This window comes from Streptomyces sp. NPDC036815 (assembly GCF_055609205.1).
In genome coordinates, this window is the sequence record NZ_JBVJPW010000016.1 from 56,839 (window position 1) to 74,974 (window position 18,136).

At 70.7% G+C, this 18,136-nt stretch carries 19 protein-coding genes; 2 read left to right on the forward strand and 17 right to left on the reverse strand.

Translation table 11 applies throughout. From position 1 onward, the window contains the following. Positions 1 to 23: 23 nt before the first annotated feature. The 3 genes from ACZ69I_RS27710 to ACZ69I_RS27720 form a co-directional block, all read right to left on the reverse strand. Positions 24 to 743 carry an aggregation-promoting factor C-terminal-like domain-containing protein gene (locus tag ACZ69I_RS27710; protein ID WP_467680902.1) on the reverse strand — a complete coding sequence of 240 codons (720 nt, stop codon included), beginning with the start codon at positions 741 to 743 and terminating at the stop codon, positions 24 to 26. A 399-nt stretch (positions 744 to 1,142) separates the two neighbouring features. Continuing rightward, positions 1,143 to 2,465, reverse strand: coding sequence for a PhoH family protein (locus ACZ69I_RS27715; protein WP_467680904.1), 1,323 nt, complete (start codon positions 2,463 to 2,465; stop codon positions 1,143 to 1,145). A 323-nt stretch (positions 2,466 to 2,788) separates the two neighbouring features. After that, positions 2,789 to 3,550, reverse strand: a complete 762-nt coding sequence (locus tag ACZ69I_RS27720) for an isoprenyl transferase (RefSeq protein ID WP_467680906.1) — start codon at positions 3,548 to 3,550, stop codon at positions 2,789 to 2,791. Between the two features lie 128 nt (positions 3,551 to 3,678). On the opposite strand from ACZ69I_RS27720, the gene mgrA reads away from it, so the two are divergent. Beyond that, a complete protein-coding gene (mgrA, locus tag ACZ69I_RS27725; protein ID WP_470835305.1) occupies positions 3,679 to 4,716 on the forward strand; it encodes an L-glyceraldehyde 3-phosphate reductase in 1,038 nt (345 codons plus the stop codon). Between the two features lie 125 nt (positions 4,717 to 4,841). Here mgrA and ACZ69I_RS27730 read toward each other — a convergent pair whose 3' ends face one another. Beyond that, positions 4,842 to 5,375: a hypothetical protein gene (locus tag ACZ69I_RS27730; RefSeq protein WP_467680910.1), complete on the reverse strand. Its 534-nt coding sequence runs from the start codon at positions 5,373 to 5,375 to the stop codon at positions 4,842 to 4,844. Between the two features lie 318 nt (positions 5,376 to 5,693). Between ACZ69I_RS27730 and ACZ69I_RS27735 the strand changes: the two genes are divergently transcribed. Continuing rightward, entirely contained in the window at positions 5,694 to 6,083 is a 390-nt protein-coding gene (locus ACZ69I_RS27735) for a DUF192 domain-containing protein (protein WP_470835403.1), read from the forward strand. A gap of 295 nt (positions 6,084 to 6,378) precedes the next feature. Here ACZ69I_RS27735 and ACZ69I_RS27740 read toward each other — a convergent pair whose 3' ends face one another. From ACZ69I_RS27740 to ACZ69I_RS27800, 13 genes are all read right to left on the reverse strand, one after another. Then, a complete protein-coding gene (locus ACZ69I_RS27740; RefSeq protein WP_470835306.1) occupies positions 6,379 to 7,227 on the reverse strand; it encodes a class I SAM-dependent methyltransferase in 849 nt (282 codons plus the stop codon). A gap of 125 nt (positions 7,228 to 7,352) precedes the next feature. Next, the gene (locus ACZ69I_RS27745; RefSeq protein WP_467680914.1) at positions 7,353 to 8,006 is read right to left on the reverse strand and encodes an OmpA family protein; all 654 of its coding nucleotides are present in this window, start codon (positions 8,004 to 8,006) and stop codon (positions 7,353 to 7,355) included. A gap of 3 nt (positions 8,007 to 8,009) precedes the next feature. Beyond that, entirely contained in the window at positions 8,010 to 8,618 is a 609-nt protein-coding gene (locus ACZ69I_RS27750) for a hypothetical protein (protein WP_470835307.1), read from the reverse strand. 32 nt (positions 8,619 to 8,650) lie between these two features. Then, positions 8,651 to 9,256: a pilus assembly protein TadG-related protein gene (locus tag ACZ69I_RS27755; RefSeq protein ID WP_470835404.1), complete on the reverse strand. Its 606-nt coding sequence runs from the start codon at positions 9,254 to 9,256 to the stop codon at positions 8,651 to 8,653. Continuing rightward, complete coding sequence (locus ACZ69I_RS27760) at positions 9,253 to 9,441, reverse strand: hypothetical protein (protein ID WP_467681096.1); 189 nt, start codon at positions 9,439 to 9,441, stop codon at positions 9,253 to 9,255. Before ACZ69I_RS27760 ends, ACZ69I_RS27755 begins: the two co-directional genes overlap by 4 nt. A 278-nt stretch (positions 9,442 to 9,719) precedes the next feature. Then, positions 9,720 to 10,610, reverse strand: a complete 891-nt coding sequence (locus ACZ69I_RS27765) for a DUF5936 domain-containing protein (protein ID WP_467680918.1) — start codon at positions 10,608 to 10,610, stop codon at positions 9,720 to 9,722. A gap of 28 nt (positions 10,611 to 10,638) precedes the next feature. Then, on the reverse strand, positions 10,639 to 11,586 hold the full coding sequence (locus ACZ69I_RS27770; protein ID WP_470835308.1) for a type II secretion system F family protein: 948 nt from the start codon (positions 11,584 to 11,586) through the stop codon (positions 10,639 to 10,641). Then, on the reverse strand, positions 11,583 to 12,920 hold the full coding sequence (locus ACZ69I_RS27775) for a CpaF family protein (RefSeq protein WP_470835310.1): 1,338 nt from the start codon (positions 12,918 to 12,920) through the stop codon (positions 11,583 to 11,585). Before ACZ69I_RS27775 ends, ACZ69I_RS27770 begins: the two co-directional genes overlap by 4 nt. Positions 12,921 to 12,965: 45 nt before the next feature. Continuing rightward, positions 12,966 to 13,292, reverse strand: a complete 327-nt coding sequence (locus ACZ69I_RS27780; RefSeq protein WP_470835311.1) for a TadE/TadG family type IV pilus assembly protein — start codon at positions 13,290 to 13,292, stop codon at positions 12,966 to 12,968. 278 nt (positions 13,293 to 13,570) lie between these two features. Beyond that, positions 13,571 to 15,193 (reverse strand): AAA family ATPase, encoded by a 1,623-nt coding sequence (locus tag ACZ69I_RS27785; protein ID WP_470835312.1) that lies wholly within the window; start codon positions 15,191 to 15,193, stop codon positions 13,571 to 13,573. Positions 15,194 to 15,223: 30 nt separating this feature from the next. Further along, entirely contained in the window at positions 15,224 to 15,934 is a 711-nt protein-coding gene (gene cpaB / locus ACZ69I_RS27790) for a Flp pilus assembly protein CpaB (RefSeq protein WP_467680928.1), read from the reverse strand. Positions 15,935 to 16,041: 107 nt separating this feature from the next. Continuing rightward, a complete protein-coding gene (locus tag ACZ69I_RS27795; RefSeq protein WP_470835313.1) occupies positions 16,042 to 16,962 on the reverse strand; it encodes a hypothetical protein in 921 nt (306 codons plus the stop codon). Positions 16,963 to 17,069: 107 nt separating this feature from the next. Next, on the reverse strand, positions 17,070 to 18,047 hold the full coding sequence (locus ACZ69I_RS27800; protein WP_470835314.1) for an endonuclease/exonuclease/phosphatase family protein: 978 nt from the start codon (positions 18,045 to 18,047) through the stop codon (positions 17,070 to 17,072). Positions 18,048 to 18,136 lie beyond the last annotated feature (89 nt).

The following is an 18,136-nucleotide window of genomic DNA, read 5'->3' on the forward strand; positions in this document are numbered from 1 at the left end:
CACCGGTACGGCCGGAGTGCGGCCTAGTACCAGTTGTTCGCCTGCCAGAAGCTCCAGGCGCCGCACGGGCTTCCGTAGCGGTCGTTCATGTAACCCAGGCCCCACTTGATCTGCGTGGCCGGGTTGGTCTGCCAGTCCGAGCCCGCCGAGGACATCTTGGAACCGGGCAGCGCCTGGACGAGGCCGTACGCGCCCGAACCGGCGTTGGTGGCCTTGTAGTTCCAGGTCGACTCGTGGTTGACGATGTTGCTGAAGCACTGGAACTGGTCGCCGGGGACCATCTGCCGTGCCATCGCCTGGACCTGGGCAACCGTGTAAGAGCTCTGCGGCGCGAAGCTGGAGGCGTCGCGGGCGGAGGAGCGGCTGGCCTTGGTCTCGGCCTTCTCCTCACGCTCCTTCTTGGCGGCGGCCTTCTTGGCGGCCTCCGCCTTCTCCGCGGCCTGCTGCTTCTCGATCGCCGAGGCGGCGGCCCGCTTGCGGGCCTCCTCCGCGGCGGTCTTCTTCGCGGCGGTGTCGGCGGCCGTGGCCTGCGCGTCGGCCTGCTGCGCCAGGGACGCGGTCTGGACCTGGGCCTGCTGACCCGCGGGTATGTCTGCGAGGAGCGTCGCGTCGCTTGCCGCTGCCTCGAAGTCGTTCGAGTTCGAGGGCTGGGTGTTGCCCGAGGCAACACCCACGACAGCGCCGACGGTGGTGACCGCGGTGGCAGAAGCCACGGCGAATCCCCGGACCGAAATCCGGCTCACACGGTTTCCTTCCAGCATCGCCCGCATAGGTGACCTCGCGGACGCAATCGTGCCCCTGGCGCTGGCCTCCGCTTGCGATCGGTCACGGGAGGCACGGACCCGGTGCTCAACTCCCGTTGCGGGAGCGTCGCGTGGTGCTTCGGGCGGCATGCGACGGTCACTATGAAGTTCTGGTGTTCGGTACCGCTGGGGGTACAGGTGTGTCGCATGCGGGGCCTGACAGGACCCAGACTCTGCCCCAGCCGGACACCGCAAGGCAATTCTCCGTTGCGTGGGAAAGCTCACACCCCGTTTGCCCCAGGAGTTTTACGGAAACAGGGGTGCAGCAAGACGCCGCCCGGCTAGGCTCCTTCGCTTTGCCGGGCGGCGCCATCTGTGGTGCAACTGCCGTGAACCGCCTCAGATATGACCGTCCTCCAGCATTTCGGTCACCAGGGCCGCGATCTGCGACCGCTCCGAGCGCGTGAGCGTGACGTGCGCGAAGAGCGGATGCCCCTTCAGCTTCTCGACGACGGCGACCACCCCGTCGTACCTCCCCACGCGGAGGTTGTCGCGCTGCGCCACGTCGTGGGTCAGTACGACGCGGGAGTTGGCCCCGATGCGCGACAGCACGGTCAGCAGGACGTTCCGCTCCAGGGACTGCGCCTCGTCCACGATCACGAACGCGTCGTGCAGGGAGCGCCCGCGGATGTGGGTGAGCGGGAGCACTTCGAGCATCCCGCGCGCCGTGACCTCCTCGATGACCTCCTTGCCCGCCACCGAACCGAGCGTGTCGAAGACCGCCTGCGCCCAGGGGCCCATCTTCTCGGCCTCGGTGCCGGGCAGATAGCCGAGCTCCTGCCCGCCCACCGCGTACAGCGGCCTGAAGACCATCACCTTCTGGTGCTGCCTGCGCTCGAGGACGGCCTCCAGGCCCGCGCAGAGCGCCAGCGCCGACTTGCCGGTGCCCGCTCGGCCGCCCATCGAGACGATGCCGACGTCCGGGTCGAGGAGCAGGTCGAGCGCGACGCGCTGCTCGGCGCTCCTGCCCTTGAGGCCGAAGGCCTCACGGTCGCCGCGCACGAGCCGGACGTTGCCGTCGGCAGTGACGCGGCCGAGCGCCTTGCCCCGCTCCGACTGGATGGTGAGGCCCGTGTGCACCGGCAGGTCCGACGCCTCCGGGACGTACAGGGAGTCCTCCTCGAAGAGGAGGTCCACCTGCTCGGCCGAGAGCGTCAGTTCGGACATGCCGGTCCAGCCGGAGTCCGTGATCGCGAGCTCGGCCCGGTACTCCTCGGCGAGGAGCCCCACCGAGGACGCCTTGATCCGGAGCGGCAGGTCCTTGGAGACGACGGTGACGTCGTACCCCTCGGCCTGCAGGTTGCGCGCCACGGCGAGAATCCGTGAGTCGTTGTCCCCCAACCGGTAGCCGGCCGGAAGCACGCCGGGATCGGAGTGGTTGAGCTCGACGCGCAGCGAACCGCCCAGGTCCCCGATCGGGATCGGGGCGTCCAGGCGGCCGTGCCGGATGCGGAAGTCGTCCAGCAGGCGCAGCGCCTGCCGGGCGAAGTATCCGAGCTCCGGATGGTGCCGCTTGGCCTCCAGCTCCGTCACCACGACGATCGGCAGCACGACTTCGTGCTCCTCGAAGCGGGTCAGGGCGTTCGGATCGGCCAGCAGGACGCTGGTGTCGAGAACATAGGTGCGCCTGTCGGGCATGCGGCGCTTTGTGCTGGTCACCACGGAAGGACGTACCCCCTCGGATGAGGTCGGGGAGCGACGGGAGGGATACCGGGGGCGATCCGGCGGGTGTGAGCCGGACCGGTCACGGGCCGCGCTGCGCGGGCCGAGCACCGGCCCTCCACGTCGCCCGTGCTGCTCACACGGTCGTCCTGGTGCAACGGGCCTCCCGGGCGGACGGCCCATGCCGTCCGCTGAGATACGACATCCGTGAATCGGACGTCGACCTGGAAGGCTTATTCCCTCGAACAAGCGCAGCCATGCCAGGGCATATGACGACGCGTTGGTTAACTCCGGGTTACCCCGACCTCAGGGGCGAAAGCGGATCAGCCGCCGTAGCGGCGGTGGCGGGCCGCGTAATCACGCAGCGCACGCAGGAAATCGACCTTGCGGAAGGCCGGCCAGAAGACTTCGCAGAAGTAGTACTCGGAGTGGGCCGACTGCCAGAGCATGAATCCGGAGAGGCGCTGCTCACCACTCGTTCGGATCACCAGGTCGGGGTCCGGCTGGCCGCTGGTGTAGAGGTGCTTGGAGATCTGGTCGATGTCGACGCGCTCCGCGACGTCCTCCAGGCTGGCGCCGTTGTCCGCGTGCTCGAGGAGCAGCGAGCGGACCGCGTCGGCGATCTCCTGGCGGCCGCCGTAGCCGACGGCCACGTTGACCAGTATCCCGGTGTTGTGGTGGGTCGCCTCTTCGGCTTCCTTCATCACCGTCTGGGTGTGGGCCGGCAGGAGGTCGAGGGCGCCGACGTGGTGGACCCGCCAGCGGCCGTCCGCGACGAGCGAGCGGACGGTGCCCTCGATGATGCCCAGGAGCGGCGTCAGCTCGTCCGCGGGCCGGTCGAAGTTGTCGGTGGAGAGCATCCACAACGTCACGACCTCGACGTCCGTCTCCGCACACCAGCCGAGGAACTCCTCGATCTTGTGCGCGCCCGCCTGGTGGCCCTCAGCGGTGGTCCCGCCCGCCGCCTTGGCCCAACGGCGGTTGCCGTCGAGGATGACACCGATGTGCTTGGGCACCTGGTCGTGGTCGAGGCGGCCTTCCACCCGGCGTGCGTAAAGTCCGTACACCAGGTCGCGCAGGTTCACGTGTGTCAGCCTCCAGCAGATGGCGATCTCCAGGGGTGCGCCCAGAGCAACCCCGAGGGCGACACCCTACCGCCGCTCGAGCGTCCCTCCACAGTCGGGTGGCAGGACCCTGAAGTAGCTTCATCCCCATGAACGACACGTCTCTGTATCGCGCGGCACCGGACCGTTACGACTCGATGGAGTACCGGCGGACGGGTCGCAGCGGCCTGAAACTGCCCGCCGTCTCCCTCGGGCTCTGGCACAACTTCGGCGACGACAAGGCTCTCGGGACGCAGCGCGAGATCCTGCGACGCGCCTTCGACCTGGGCGTCACGCACTTCGACCTGGCGAACAACTACGGCCCCCCGGCCGGCTCGGCCGAGCTCAACTTCGGCAAGATCTTCGCGCAGGACTTCGCCCCGTACCGTGACGAGCTGGTCCTCTCGACCAAGGCCGGCTACCTCATGCACCCCGGCCCGTACGGCGAGTGGGGCAGCCGCAAATATCTGCTGTCGTCGTTGGACGCGTCGCTGAAGCGGATGGGCGTCGACTACGTGGACATCTTCTACTCCCACCGCTTCGACCCGGAGACTCCGCTGGAGGAGACGATGGGCGCCCTGGCCTCCGCCGTCCAGCAGGGCAAGGCGCTGTACGTGGGGGTGTCCTCGTACAACAGCGAGCAGACCGCCCAAGCGGCGCGGCTGCTGCGGGAGATGGGCGTCCCGGCCCTCATCCACCAGCCCTCGTACTCGATGATCAACCGCTGGACCGAGGACGACGGGCTGCTCGACACCCTGGAGGCGGCGGGGATGGGCTGCATCTCCTTCGTGCCGCTCGCCCAGGGCCTGCTGACGAACAAGTACTTGCAGGGCATCCCGGAGGGTTCGCGCGCGACACAGGGCAAATCCCTGGACCCGGGCCTGCTGAGCGACGAGGTGGTGCGCCGGCTGAACGGCCTGAACGGCATCGCGGCGAAGCGCGGCCAGTCCCTCGCCCAGCTCGCCCTGAACTGGGTGCTCCGCGACGAGCGGATGACCTCCGCGCTGATCGGGGCCTCCAGCGTCAAGCAGTTGGAGGAGAACGTGGCGGCGCTCGCGGGCCCGAAGCTGACGGACGCCGAACTGTCCGCGATCGACACGTTCGCGGTGTCGACGCCCGGCACCAACATCTGGGCCGGGCGCGGCTGACCGGCGCGGCGCGCGGGCGGACGCGCGGGAGCCCCGGACCGGATGCGTTCCGGTCCGGGGCTCCCCGCTGCGTGCCGTGTTCCGCTGCGTGCCGTGTTCCGCCGGCGCCGTTGTTCTGCGTCGCGTCAGACGCGCGGCCGCTTGAACCACGCGCCCGCCACGCCCTGCGAGAGCAGGACGACGACGGCGATCGAGCCGAGCAGCGGCAGCAGCCCGCCGGGGTTGCCCGCGGCCGCGCCGCCGAGCCCGAACAGGATCTGCACGCTCATCAGAACGATGCATGTGACGCGGATGCCGTTGCCCGCGGTGCCGAACCGGAAGGCCATGCCGGCGGCGACCAGGAGGCAGACGTTCACGCCGAGGGCCGCGCCGGCCGTCTCCGGGTTGGAGATGGCTATCAGGAGAATGCTGCCGATGACGGTGAGTCCGGCGAGCACCCAGGTGACGATCTGCGCGGCGCGGACGACGCCGGGCATCCGCTGCGGCCCCATCGGGCCCTGGCCGTATCCGGGGTGTCCGGGGTATCCCGGGTAACCGGGGCCGTATCCGTAGCCCTGTCCCTGCCCGTAGCCCGGGTCCTGGGCGGGGCCGTTGTACGTGGGGAGACCTTGCTGGGGGTTGGGCTGCGCAGGGGGCGGAGGGGGGAATGGGTTCGACATGTCCCTGACGATAACCGGACGTCGATCTTGAGCCATCTCGTGGCACAAAAAATCGGGCCGGTCCGTGGGGGGGAGACGGACCGGCCCGAGGGGGGGTTTCCACCATAACCCTTCGTAAGTGCTGCTGGGTGCATTGACGCGCCACAACTACTCTCCGAGACCGGCCGACGACTGCGCGATCCCGTTCCACCGGCGGAATCGCGGGTTCGCAGGCGTATTTCGGCCGCGTGCGGCGGTACCCCCCAAGAGGGACCCCCGCGAGGTTCGCGCGCTTGACGCCTCGGGCGGCCGTGGCGCTAATTTCGCGGCATGGCGACGATGACGGTCTCCCCTCCCCCGCCGGGCCCCTCTCCGCGGGAGTCCCCGGTCCCCACCCCGGCGGCCCTCCCGGAGATCCCGCTGGAGATCGCGGAGTCGGCGCGGGCGCGGCGGCGGGGGCTGCTCGGGCGCACGGGGGTGGTGGGGGCGCTGCTGCTGTCACCGGCGAGCAGTGTGCACACCGTGCGGATGCGGTTCGCCATTGATGTGGCGTATCTCGACGGGAAGTTGCGCGTGTTGTCCGTACGGACGATGCGTCCGGGGCGGATCGGGCTGCCGCGACCGCGGGCCCGGCACGTGATCGAGGCGGAGGCCGGGGCGATGGCCCGGTGGGGCGTGCGCCGGGGTGCACGGATCGTCGTGAGCGCCGCCGGGCGCGGTACGGAGTGACGGCTCGCGGTGCCGCGCGGCCCCCTCCACCGCACGGCACCGCCCGCGTTGGTTTGCTCACGCGAATTAGCCTTGGTCTGAACTTACGTGACGTCGGCGGGCGGATCGAGCCAGTATTGGTAACGATGCGGAATCAAGGCTTCAATTACGGGGCGTACGTCACGATGTGAGAGATGAGGGCGAAGTGCCCGGATCGGCGCATTAGGCGGCGTTATGCGCCTGATTGCCGCCCTCTTCGTCACTCAGCCACTCAGTCACTCAGCCACTCCGTCACGCCGTCACTCCGTATGACCCCTCACCCGGCGGCCCGCGGTGGCTTGCGGAGGTCGAAGAGGTGCCGGGTGCTGTGGGCCACGAAGGGGCCTTCCGCCTCGATCCGGTCGTGCAGCTCGCGCAGGCGCGGCCGGTACTTCTCCACGCTGAAGCCGGGGACCATCCACACCACCTTGCGCAGGAAGTGGACGACCGCCCCGATGTCGTAGAACTCGATCCGCAGCCGCTCGGCCCGCAGATCCACGACCTCCAGGCCCGCCGCCTCGGCCTCGGCGCGCTCCAGGTCGGGGTGGCGGGCGTTCCTGACCTCCGCGGGCTGCGGCCCGAGGAAGTACTCGACGACCTCGAAGACGCTGGCGGGCCCGACGTGCTGCGCGAAGTACGTGCCGCCGGGGCGCAGCACGCGGGCGATGTCGTCGAAGTGGGCCTTCACCGGGTGGCGGCTGGTGACGAGGTCGAACGCCCCGTCCGCGAACGGCAGCGGCGCGTCCTCGGGCGAGGCGACGACGGCGACGCCGCGCGGGTGCAGCAGGGCGGTGGCCTTGGCGACGTTCGCGGGCCAGCCTTCCGTGGCCACGGCGAGCCGCGGCAGGGTGGCGGCGGAGGCCAGCACCTCGCCGCCGCCGGTCTGGATGTCGAGGCTCGCGGACGCCCCGGCGAGGCGCTGCGCCATGGCCTCGGCGTACCGCCACGAGGGCCGCGCCTCGGTGGCCCGCCCCTCGAACCAGGAGAAGTCCCACCCTTCGGTGGACGCGGCCTCGGCTTCGGCGACGAGGGCGTCGAAGGGGCGGTGGGGGGTGGAGTGGGGGGCTGGGTGGGGGGTGGAGTGGGGGGTGGGGCCGGGCGTGGGGCGGGGGCTGGTGGGGCTCATGGGGCAATCCTGCCGGACGGGTCCGGGGGGCGGGCCTGACGCGCGGGCGGGGTTGGTGGGGTTGGCGCGCGGGCGGGGTTGGCGGGATTGGCGCGCGGGCGGGGACGTGGGGCGGTGGCCGTGGCTCAACCCGTAGTGCCCGTCGCCCCGGTCGTGTCGCCCGCGCTCCCCCGCGGGAAGGAGACCTCCACCCGGCGGTTCTTCCTGCGGCCCTCCTCGGAGCCGTTGTCCGCGATGGGGTAGTCCTCGCTGTAGCCGCGCACGGAGTACGTGACCTCGGGGCCGAGGTAGCCCGCCATCCTGTCGTGCACGGCTTCCGCGCGCTCGCGGGAGAGCTTCTTGCCGTGGCCGTAGGACCCGAGGCTGTCCGTGAACCCGAACACCCGTACGTCCGTGGCCTTCTGGTTCTTGGCCTCCTCCGCGATGGCCTTGATCCGGGCGTTCGCCTCCGGGTTCAGCTTCGAACTGTCCTTGGGGAACAGCACCTCCGCCTGCAGCGCGAACTTCACGTCCGTGTTGGTGTCCTCACGGCGCTCCTCACCGCCGAGGTCCTCGACGACGGACTTGATGTCCAGCACCTTGGCCGGCGCGAGGGTGGCACCGTCGGCGAGCTTCAGCCCCGGGCTGGTGGAGTCGACTTCGGGGGGTGGGGAGGTGGTGGTGCTGCCGGGGGGTGCGCTGGGGTCCTCGTCGTCGGCCCAGGCGGGCGCGGGGACGAGGAGCAGGGCCAGAACGGTGAGGGTGGCGGCGCCTGCGGTGCGGTGGGGGTGGCGGGTCATGGGTCACTCGCCCTCGGAGATTTCGATGGGGGCGGGGGGCATGGCGCCCACCTGGAACGCCACCTTGGTGGTGCCTTCCGGCGGCGCGGGGAACTGCGCGTACCAGTCAGCAGTCTGGCTCGGCTTGACGCCTCCGGTGAACTTGGTGCACAGGCACCGTCCCTCGGTGTCCCGGAGCACGAGGTACTTCTTCTTGCCTGTGTTGTCGACCAGGTTCGCCCCCGCCACGGACGACCCGTTCTTGTTGAGCTCCCGTTCCTCGCCACGCCAGTTGGCGGCCGCCCAGAACTTGCCGCCGTTGTTCGTCACCTTTCCGGAAACGGTCACGAAGCCACCGTCATCACGGACAGCCGAGGTGACCGTCAGCGTGATGCTCTCCTCGCCCTTCACTTCGGCCATCACCTCGTCCGATGCCGGGGCCCGGTCGCTCTCACCCTTTCCCTCGTCCTCCTCCCCGCCGCCCTTGGCCGACTCTGTGGGCGAGGCCCCTCGATCCGACTTGTCGCCGTCTCCATCTCCACCACCGCAGCCGACGACCGTGAAGACCAGACCGGTCGTGATCGCCACAGCGGTCATTGCCCTGCGGGTCGTCGCGGTGCGCCGAATGTTCATCGCTGCGGCTTCCTTCTCTCGTCGATCATTCGTCAGTCGGCCAAGTGGACAGAGAAGAGGACGGACGGGTCCGGGAGGTCACCCAGTTCGAAGTCGTCCGGATCGATCTCGAAGGATTCGCCGCCGGCGCAGTTGAATTCCACGGCCTTCTCCGGATCGGCTGAAGGGTCGAAGTCGCAGCGGGGTTTGATGACGGCGACGGCATCCGCCTTGGCATGTTTCGATTCCGTACCCGGGATGATCGAGTCACCAACCGTGTAGTTGGTCTCGACCTGCGCCCGGAAGCCTGAGTAGCCGTTGACTTCTTCTCGCGTGATGGTGACGGTGGAGTCGTTCTCGGCGGCGAGCGCGTTCGCCGCGGCCTGGGCTCCATAGCCCTCGAACCTGTCTCCGGTGAGCCAGTCGAGCCAGTCGTCGCCATCACCGATGGACAGCACCAGACCGTCGATGAGCTCGTCCCTGGCGTCTTGTGTGGCTGCCAACGCAGCGGCGTCGGCGGCAGTTTGGGCGCCGTTACGCGCCGAGGCCGCTTGCGCGAACGCGAAGAAGGCGAACGCGACAAAGAGCAGAATCCCCGTCAGCCAGATGTAGATGGGGAGAGTCTGCCCTCTGTCACTGCCGAGAAGGCGGCGCTTCAGCCGCCGACCACGTCTGATACCGCGTCCTGGATCGCGCCGGAGATCTGGCCGTCGAGGCCCAGGCCGTCGATGAGGACGAAGATCCCCGCAATAAGAATCATCAGCCCCGCATACTCCACGAACCCCGCCCCCGCATCCCGCCCCTTCCCCCGGACCCGGGACGCCACGGCAACCGTCCAGTCCACCCAGATCTTGAGCGCGCGTTCCTTCAGCACGACGGCTCCTTCTCTCCCACCCGATACCGAGCCCGTTGCGGTCAGAGGCAACGTACGCCACCACGCGTACATCGGCAGCAACTCTGCGCAACGGATGTGACAACCCGGGTAGTCGGCCCGCAAGTTGGCGGGTTCTCTTCCCCCTCGTCGAGATCACCATGCACGAAGTCCCCTCCCGCGAACCGTGAGCTCAATTCTGACTGTCCCACATCGAGTTGCATCCGCGAAGGGCTTTCGCGAAGCTGGTGTCAACGGCCCAGGATCGAGCCGAAGTCGGAGCCCGAGCCGAGGAACATGCCCGCGGCGATCAGGATCATCGTGGCCGGGAGCATGAAGACCAGCGTCACCATCGTCGCCTTCGGGATCGTCTTGGCCGCCCGGCGGCGGGAGTTCTGCGCGTCCGTGCGGCGCATGTCCGTGGCGAGCTGGATCAGGGTGTCGGCGATGGGGGAGCCCAGTTCCTCGCCCTGCTGGAGGGCCGAGACGAACTGGGCGACCTGTTCGGAGGCGTTGCGGCGGCGGAGCTCGTCGAAGGCCTGGCGGCGGCTGACGCCCATGTCCATCTGGCGCAGGGTGATGCGGAGTTCGTCCGCCCACGGCCCCTCGTACCGTTCCGCCACGCGGTCAAGGGCCTGGCGGAAGCCGAGGCCCGCCGAGACGACGACGGCGAGGACGTCCAGGAAGTCGGGGAGGGTGCGGTCGATGACCTCGCGGCGTTCGCGGATCGCCTGCCAGATCAGGCCGTCCGCCGCGAGCGCGCCGAAGGCCAGGGTGAGGAGGCCGAAGAGCGGGGAGCCGTTGGTGAGGAAGACCAGGCCGAGGACGAGGCCGAAGATGCCGTAGACCGCGCGGCGGGCCGCGTACCGGTCGATGGTCAGGCCGCCCGGGTTGCCCGCCATGTCGATCCTGCGGCGCTTGGCGTCGACCCGTTTCGGGCCCATCAGGCGCAGGACGAGGGGGGCGAAGCGCATGCCGAGGCGGTCGACGGCGGAGCCCGCCACGGAGACGCGGGTCGCGCCGACCTCCAGGGCGATGGCGAGGTCGGAGGGCAGCTTCGCGTCCGCGCGGTACATGCGGACGCCCTGGCAGACGCCCGCCACGGCGAGGCCCATCGCGACCGCTAGCAGCAAGCCCAGCAACGTAACTCCCCCTCCTTGCACGGCACTTCTAGACCTCGATCTTTCCGAGGCGTCTGATCACGAGGAAGCCGATTCCGTACAGGCCCAGCGAGATCAGGATCAGAGTCTGTCCCAGCGGCGATCCCGTCACCCGCTCCAGCGCTCCCTCGTTCGAGGAGTTGATGAGGAGCAGGGAGCCCAGGCCGAGCAGCGGGACCGTGAAGGCGGTCGCGTGGACCTCGGACAGCATCGTGCGGACCTCGCGCCTGGTCTCCTTCCTGTCCTCCAGGGTCTGGGTGAGGTTGCGCAGGGAGTTGACCACCGTGCCGCCCGCCTTGTTGGACAGGACGAGGGTCGTGACCAGCACTATCAGCTCGCGGGACGGCAGGCGTTCGGCCAGTTCGCCCAGGGTGTCGTCGATGGAGCGGCCGAGCGTCAACTGATCGGCGACGTGCGAGAGTTCCTCGCCCGCGGGGGCCTCCAGCTCCTCCGCGGCCATCGCGAGCGACGTGCGCAGGGCCAGGCCCGCCGCCGTCGCGTTGGCCAGGATGCGGGCCACGTCGGGGAGTTGGTTGATGAAGGCCTCGATGCGTTTCTGGCGCTGCCAGTTGAGGAAGGCGATCGCGCTCCACACCGCCACCACTCCCGCGATCGGTCCGAAGAAGGGGGCCAGCGTGGCCGCCGCCATCAGCCAGAGCGCGGCGACGACCGCGACGACGTACGTGAAGAACTCGCCGGGCGTCAGGTCCAGGCCGGTCGCCGAGAGGCGCAGGTGCAGGGAGCGGCCCAGGCGGGTGCGGCGCAGGCGGCGGTCGACGGCGGCGAAGCGGCGGGCGCGGCCGGTCGGGCCGCCGTCGCCCGTGCCGGGGCCGAGCGCGAGGCGGTCGACCAAGGCCTGGCGCTGGGCCCGCCCCGACGCGTACGTGTGGACTCCGGCGACGGCGAGGGTGCCCGTGAGGATCGTGGCGCCCAGCGCGAGGACGGCGGGGTTGTTCATCCGATCGCTTCCCTCGTGTTCACGACGTCGACGGCGTCCGCCACGCCGAAGGCCGGCGGTACCGGTTCGTTCGCGACGTACAGCTTGGCCGCGACCTCGCGCGGCAGCGGCAGGTGCTCGTAGTGGCCGTGCACGACGCGGTCGGCGCCGAGCGGGCGCGGCACGAACCGGGTGACGGGCGCGATGCGGAACTGCTGGCGCCCGTGGCTGACGAGCAGCACGATCTCGGCGACCTTGCGGGAGCCGTCGCCGTGCCGGGCGAGCTGGATGACGACGTCGACGGCCGAGTTGATCTGGTCCTTCAGCGCCTCGAAGGGGATCTGGACCTCCGACATGGAGCCGAGGGTCTGCAGGCGCATGAGGGCGTCCTCTGCGGTGTTCGCGTGGACGGTGGCGAGCGAGCCGTCGTGCCCCGTCGACATCGCCTGGAGCATGTCGAGGGTCTCGCCGCCGCGGACCTCGCCGACGATGATGCGGTCGGGGCGCATGCGCAGACTGTTGCGGACGAGGTCGCGGATGGTGATCTGGCCCTTGCCCTCGACGTTCGGGGGCCGGGATTCGAGGCGGATGACGTGTTCCTGCTGGAGCTGGAGCTCGGCCGAGTCCTCGATGGTGATGATGCGCTCGTGGGCCGGGATCAGGCCGGAGAGGGCGTTCAGGAGGGTCGTCTTGCCGGTGCCCGTGCCGCCGCTGACGATGAGGTTGAAGCGGGCGCGCACGAAGGCGGCGAGCAGCATCAGCATGTGCTCGTCGAGGGAGCCGAGGCCGATGAGTTCGGGGAGCGTGTAGGCGCGCGGGAAGCGGCGGATCGTGAGGGTGGCGCCGGTCAGGGCGAGCGGCGGGATGATGACGTTGACGCGTTCGCCGGTGGGCAGGCGGGCGTCGACCATGGGGTTCGACTCGTCCACGCGGCGGTTGACCGTGGAGACGATGCGTTCGATGGTCTGCATCAGCTGCTCGTTCGAGGCGAAGCGGAGGGGGAGCTGTTCCACCCGGCCGGCGCGCTCGACGAAGATCGAGTCGGGGCCGTTGACCATGATCTCCGTGATGGACGTGTCGGCGAGGAGCGGTTCCAGTACGCCGAGGCCGAGGGCCTCGTCGACGACGCGGCGGATCAGCTGGGCGCGCTCGGAGGTGGAGAGGACGGGGCCCTCGCGGCTGATGATGTGTCCGAGGACGCGTTCCAGGCGGACCCGGCGGTCGGCCGCCGCGAGCGACGACATCTCGGCGAGGTCGATCTCCTCCAGGAGCTTGGAGCGGTAGACGGCGACGAGGCCGTCGTCGCGGCTCGGCTCGGTCTGGCGGGTGGGGGCCACGCGGTCGCGCAGGCTCATGGTGTCCTCTCAACCTCCTTCGGGTGTACGGGGGTTCGGCACGGCTCAGTCGTCCGGGGCGTCGTCGTTGGGCATGGTGGCGTGCTTGGTGACGCTCCAGTCGGAGCCGATGAACGGGAGCAGGGTCGGGACCTGCACCTCCACGGTGGCGGTCGTGGTGTCGCCGCCCCCGCCGACCTCGATCGAGGAGCTCAGGTCACCGTCCATCGCCGCAGCGCCCGCCGCCTCCCCGGAGTCGCCCTGCGAGGCCGCGCGGGCGGCGGCGCGGGCGCCGGAACCGGCCTGGTTGGCGGCGTAGCCGACGAGGCCCAGCTGGATCGCGGCGAGGCCGACGAGCAGCAGGATGGGCAGGAATCCGGCGAACTCCAGCATGGATACGCCGTGGTCGCCCCAGCGGCGACGGTGTCCGGAGGGGCCGGAGGGGCCGGGGGGGCCGGGCAGGCCGGGGGGGTGCCCCCGGCGGCGACGGCGTCCGGAGACCCCGTTGGTCCCGGTGGCCCCGGAGGTCCCGGAGGTCCCGGTGGACCCGGAGAACCCGGACGCCCCGGAGGCCCTGGTGGCCCCGGAGGTCCCGGACGCCCCGGAGGTCCTAGTCGCCCCAGAGACCCACCCCCCGCCGTCCCGGAACCGCGTAGAGAACCCGAGCCGTCTCACCCGTCATCCCCCTCCTTCGCCGCGCCCGCCTCCCCGTCCACGTGCCACCCGGCGTCGAAGCCCGGGAAGAACACCGGGACGTCCACCGAGACCCGCGCCTTCCAGACGGCGCCCTCGTCCGTGCAGCTGACGCCCGCGCCCTGCCAGGCGTCCGGCAGGTGTTCCTGAGCCGCCGCCGAGCAGGCGCCCGCCTCGTCCTCCCCCGCCGCGTGCGCCGCCGTCGCCGCCCGCGCCGCCTCGTCCGCTGCGTTGCCCGCCAGGGAGTACGAGTAGCCGTACAGCGCGCACTGCCAGAGGATCGTCATGACGACGAGGAGCAGCGGGAACATGGCGGCGAATTCGAGGGTGACCGCGCCCCGGTCGCCGGTCGCCGCCCTGCGGCGCAGGGTGAGGCCGGAGCGTTTGCCCGAGGCGGCCGCCTCCCCGTCGACCAGGCCGAGCTCGCCCGCGAGGGCCCACAGCGCCTGTTTCACCGAGGAGCGGCTGTCGAGGTCCTGCATGCGGCCCGCGTCGACCGCGCCCTGCAGCTCCTTGAAGCAGGCGGGCACGGTGGAGCGGGCCGTCCGCGTGCCGGTGACGCGTTCCACCAGGGAGGGCTGGATCTCCGCGGTCCTGCCGTGCCGGTTGACGACGGTGACGGTCTCCTCCGCCTTGCGGATCTGCAGGCGGTCCCAGAAGCGCACCATGCGTTTGGCGGCGCGCACGGCGACGACGTCGGGGGTGACGAGGAGCAGCGCCTGGTCGGCGAGTTCGACGGCGGTGGCGCTCGCCGAGGTGACGTAGGCGCCGCAGTCGACGACCACGACGTCGTAGCGGGCGCGCAGGGCGCCGATGATCTGGCGGGCCACGCGGTCGGTGACCTCTTCGCCGCGCTCGCCCTCGGCGGGGGCGAGGAGCAGGCCGATGCCGGTCTCGTGGGTGTAGACGGCGTCCTGCAGGACGCGGGGGGTGATGTCGCTGATGGCGGCGAGGTCGGCGACGGAGCGCCGGAACTGCACGTCGAGGTAGGAGGCGACGTCCCCGGACTGCAGGTCGAGGTCGAGGAGCGCCGCGGTGCGGCCCGACGCGTGCGCGGCGAGGGCGAGCTGGACGGCCGTCACGGTCGTCCCGACGCCGCCCTTGGCGCCGCTGACCGCGACGACGGTGCCCGCGCCGCCGGGCCCCGTGCCGTTGCCCGCGTACAGCTCCAGGCCGCTGCTCCCGCTGCCCAGGTGCCGCCGCATCCCGGTGGACCAGGCGGCGGCCGCCTGGACGCGCTCGGCGAGGGCGTCGTAGGCCAGCGGGACGCCGACGATGCCGCGCGCCCCGGAGTCCATGGCTGCGGTGAGGGTGCCGGGGCTGGTGTCGGCGGTGATCAGGACGACGCCGACGGCGGGGAAGCGCAGGACGAGGTCGCGGATGAGGTCGAGGGCGGGGACGGGCCCGATCCGCTCGTGGACGAGGACGACCTCGGGCAGTTCGTCGACGGATGCGGCGGCGAGCTGCGCGAGGGTGTCGAGGAGCGCCGTGGAGTCGCCGACGGGCAGCGCGGGTTCGGTGTCGGGCAGCTGGCCGGTGAGGGTGGACAGGGCGCGGGCCGCGTCGGTGTCTCCGACGGCGGGGAGGATCCGGACGGTCATACGTGACCTCCTGTGGTCATACGTGACCTCCTACTTGTCCTCGTCGAGGGTGTACGTCCGGTCGCGGGGCGGCACGGTCGCGTCGCCGCCGGCCCCGACCAGGGCGAGCCGGACGTGCGTGGCGAACGACTCGGCGTAGGCGACGCGCTGGGCGTCCGCGGTGCCGAGGGCGAACGTGATGGGCACCGCCTCGGTGGCCCTGCGGCGGGTGCGGTCGTCCTGGTTGGGTTCGAGCGGGGTCAGCTTGCCGACGTCGAGCACCCTGGCGCCCTCCACGATGACTTTGGACTGGTCCTTCGCCTTGTCGGTCTCGCCCTTGAAGGTGGCGTAGATGTTGACCGTCGAGCCCGGTGTGATCTTGCCCGCGACGCCGGTCGCCGCGTCGATCATGATGGCGATCTCCTGCTGGCCGGGGCCGAGTCGGGGCCGCCTGACGATCATGTCGGACTGCAGCAGCGAGCCCTTGCGCAGCTGGGTGACGGCGATCTTGCCGCGGATGTCGCCGAGGTCGGTGACGGCGTTGTCGGACAGCCACCGCTCGGGCATCTCGACCTTCTCGAACTGGTCGGAGGTCAGCTCCTTGTACGGCGCGATGTCGCCCTTGAGCTTGTACGCGGGGACCTCGGGGCCGACCTTCGAGTTCACGTCACGGATCACCGAGAGGACGCCCGCGAACGCGCCGATCGCGCACAGGACCGAAAGGACCAGCAGGATGACGCCGCGGCGCTGGCGTGAGTTCATGGGCCGGACTACCTCGATCGAGTGCGGTTGGCTACGGACAGTGAGCGGGGTGGCGCACGTGCGGTCGTCGGTCGGGTACGAGGTGCGGGGCGGGCGACGGGCCGGGTCTAGGGGGTGCCGGGTGGCAGGGCGGTGGCGCCGCGGGTCACGAGGGCGCGCACCGGCGGTGCGGGTCGTTCGGAGGGCGGCGGCAGGGGCGCGGCGCAGAACGCGCAGCGGTCACCGATGAGTTCGAGGCCGCACCAGTGGCAGTCGTCGCGGCGGACGGACGACACCAGCTGGTAGAGGACGGAGATGTCCGGGATGGCGGCGGCGAACTCGACGAGCCGGCCGGTGGCCCACCAGCGCGCGGACTCGCCGGGCAGCCGCGCCTCGGTGACGTCCTGGGAGCGCCAGGCGGGGGCGAGGGTGCCGGTCACCCAGTCGGGGGCGAGCCGGCCCGGCGCGTAGAGCATCCGGGTGCCGAACCCCGGTCCCGGCAGGTGTGCCTCGTCGCCGCTCGACACCTTCATGAGCGAGGGACGCGGGGTGGCGAGGACCGCGAACTGGGTGCCGGGCACCCAGGACTTGGCGTGCGACTGGAGGGTGACGGGGACGCGGTCGAGCTTGGCGACGGAGCCGAGCAGGGCGCCCGCGTAGATGTAGTGGGACAGGAGCCGGGCGGCGCAGGCGAGGACGCCGGGGCTGAAGTCGCAGACGGACAACTGCCGCAGTTGCAGGGCGAGTACGGCGAGGCCGAGCGGCGGCAGGTCCGAGCGGACGACGGCGATGCGGTCGCTCTCCAGGACCGAGCGGACCGCGTGCAGCCGCTGGGCGATGGCCGCGGGCGCGGAGGCGGGGCAGAGGACGACGACGTACCCGTGGTGCTCGATGAGGGTGTGCATCTCGGTGAGCGCCTGGTCCAGGGAGTACGCCCGCGGGGACTGCACCGCCGACTGGAGGACGGCGGCCGACGGGGTGTGCCGGTCGGGCGACGGCAGCACGAGGTCGGGGCCGGTGACGGCTATGGCGGTCGGCAACGCGTACACCCCCGGTGGTCGTGCACTCCTGCCTCAGCACCATATCCACGTCATGGTCGCCTCAACACCCAACTTCGCACTGTTCATTTGTAGGTGGGCCGTTCCGCGGGTCCGGGTCAGAAGGTGACCCCCGCCCACAGCAGCTTGTGGTCGGAGTGGATGGCGTTCGTGGCGTCGGCCCAGTCGACGTGCGTCGCCATCGGCACGAAGAGGTAGTCGATCTTCTTGTTGGCGCCCGCCATCGTGGCCTCGCCGTCCCGGCACCACAGGAACACCGGGAAGGGCGAGCCGCCGATCACGTCGCCCCAGTGCGGGTTGTTGCCGCAGTGGCTGTCGGCCTCCTTGAACTGGCCGCCCGCGCCCCGCCCGTAGTCGGGGTGGTAGAAGTTGTCCGGCGCCTGGTGCAGCGGTTCGGCGTTGAGGTCGCCGCCCACGAACTTCGTGTATCCGGCGTACGTGGTGTCCAGGATCTGCTTGGCCCTCGCGGACTCCGTGCGGCGCTCGGCCTTGCTGTTGTGCGTGAGGTGCACGCTGCACAGGGCCAGTTGCCGGCTGGGCGAGGTCATGCAGAGCATCTCGCGCTGCTCCCGGTCCGCCGAGGTGCCGAGCGGGTGGCCGACGAGCGTCGCGGGGTCGAAGCCCATGTCGTTGCGGACGAGGAGGCCGTTGCCGAAGTCCGTGCGCTGCTCGTCCGGCACGCCCACCGGGTGGTAGCACTTGGTGTTCGGACCGCCTGCGCTCCTGGTCACGGGGTCGAACAGCACCGTGTACTCGCTGCCGAGCTGCGACTGGAGCCGGTCCGACCAGTCCCTGCACGCCTCGTTCAGCGTCATGAAGGCGGGCTTTCGGTCCTGGACGCTGCGCACGAGGGCGTCCGGTGCCTCGTCGCCGTCGTCGCCGTGCTGGGCGTTGCCGCCGGCCATGTTGAACTGGCCGATGGTGTACGACGCGGCGGCCGGGGCGGTGCCGGGATCGGCCGGGGCCGCGGAAGCGTTCGGTCCGGCCCACAGGAGTGCGCCGCCGAGCAGCGCCGCGAGCGAGACGAACGTACGCGCCGCGCGGGTGGTGGTCCTTCTGGTGCCCTTGGTGGTCATGATCTCCCCCGTTCGCCCGGCTGAACGGCAGCCGGGCTTGAGTGGGCCATGACGCTACTGAGGCGGTACGGGCAGGACAGCACATGCGG

Excerpts from the sequence above, each read along its gene's own strand:
- mgrA (WP_470835305.1), top strand. The coding sequence starts at position 3,679 with ATGAACGACACGTCTCTGTATCGCGCGGCACCGGACCGTTACGACTCG.
- ACZ69I_RS27780 (WP_470835311.1), bottom strand. The coding sequence starts at position 13,292 with ATGCTGGAGTTCGCCGGATTCCTGCCCATCCTGCTGCTCGTCGGCCTC.
- ACZ69I_RS27770 (WP_470835308.1), bottom strand. The coding sequence starts at position 11,586 with ATGAACAACCCCGCCGTCCTCGCGCTGGGCGCCACGATCCTCACGGGC.
- ACZ69I_RS27785 (WP_470835312.1), bottom strand. The coding sequence starts at position 15,193 with ATGACCGTCCGGATCCTCCCCGCCGTCGGAGACACCGACGCGGCCCGC.
- ACZ69I_RS27735 (WP_470835403.1), top strand. The coding sequence starts at position 5,694 with ATGACGGTCTCCCCTCCCCCGCCGGGCCCCTCTCCGCGGGAGTCCCCG.
- ACZ69I_RS27740 (WP_470835306.1), bottom strand. The coding sequence starts at position 7,227 with ATGAGCCCCACCAGCCCCCGCCCCACGCCCGGCCCCACCCCCCACTCC.
- ACZ69I_RS27730 (WP_467680910.1), bottom strand. The coding sequence starts at position 5,375 with ATGTCGAACCCATTCCCCCCTCCGCCCCCTGCGCAGCCCAACCCCCAG.
- ACZ69I_RS27800 (WP_470835314.1), bottom strand. The coding sequence starts at position 18,047 with ATGACCACCAAGGGCACCAGAAGGACCACCACCCGCGCGGCGCGTACG.
- ACZ69I_RS27745 (WP_467680914.1), bottom strand. The coding sequence starts at position 8,006 with ATGACCCGCCACCCCCACCGCACCGCAGGCGCCGCCACCCTCACCGTT.
- ACZ69I_RS27775 (WP_470835310.1), bottom strand. The coding sequence starts at position 12,920 with ATGAGCCTGCGCGACCGCGTGGCCCCCACCCGCCAGACCGAGCCGAGC.
- ACZ69I_RS27750 (WP_470835307.1), bottom strand. The coding sequence starts at position 8,618 with ATGAACATTCGGCGCACCGCGACGACCCGCAGGGCAATGACCGCTGTG.
- cpaB (WP_467680928.1), bottom strand. The coding sequence starts at position 15,934 with ATGAACTCACGCCAGCGCCGCGGCGTCATCCTGCTGGTCCTTTCGGTC.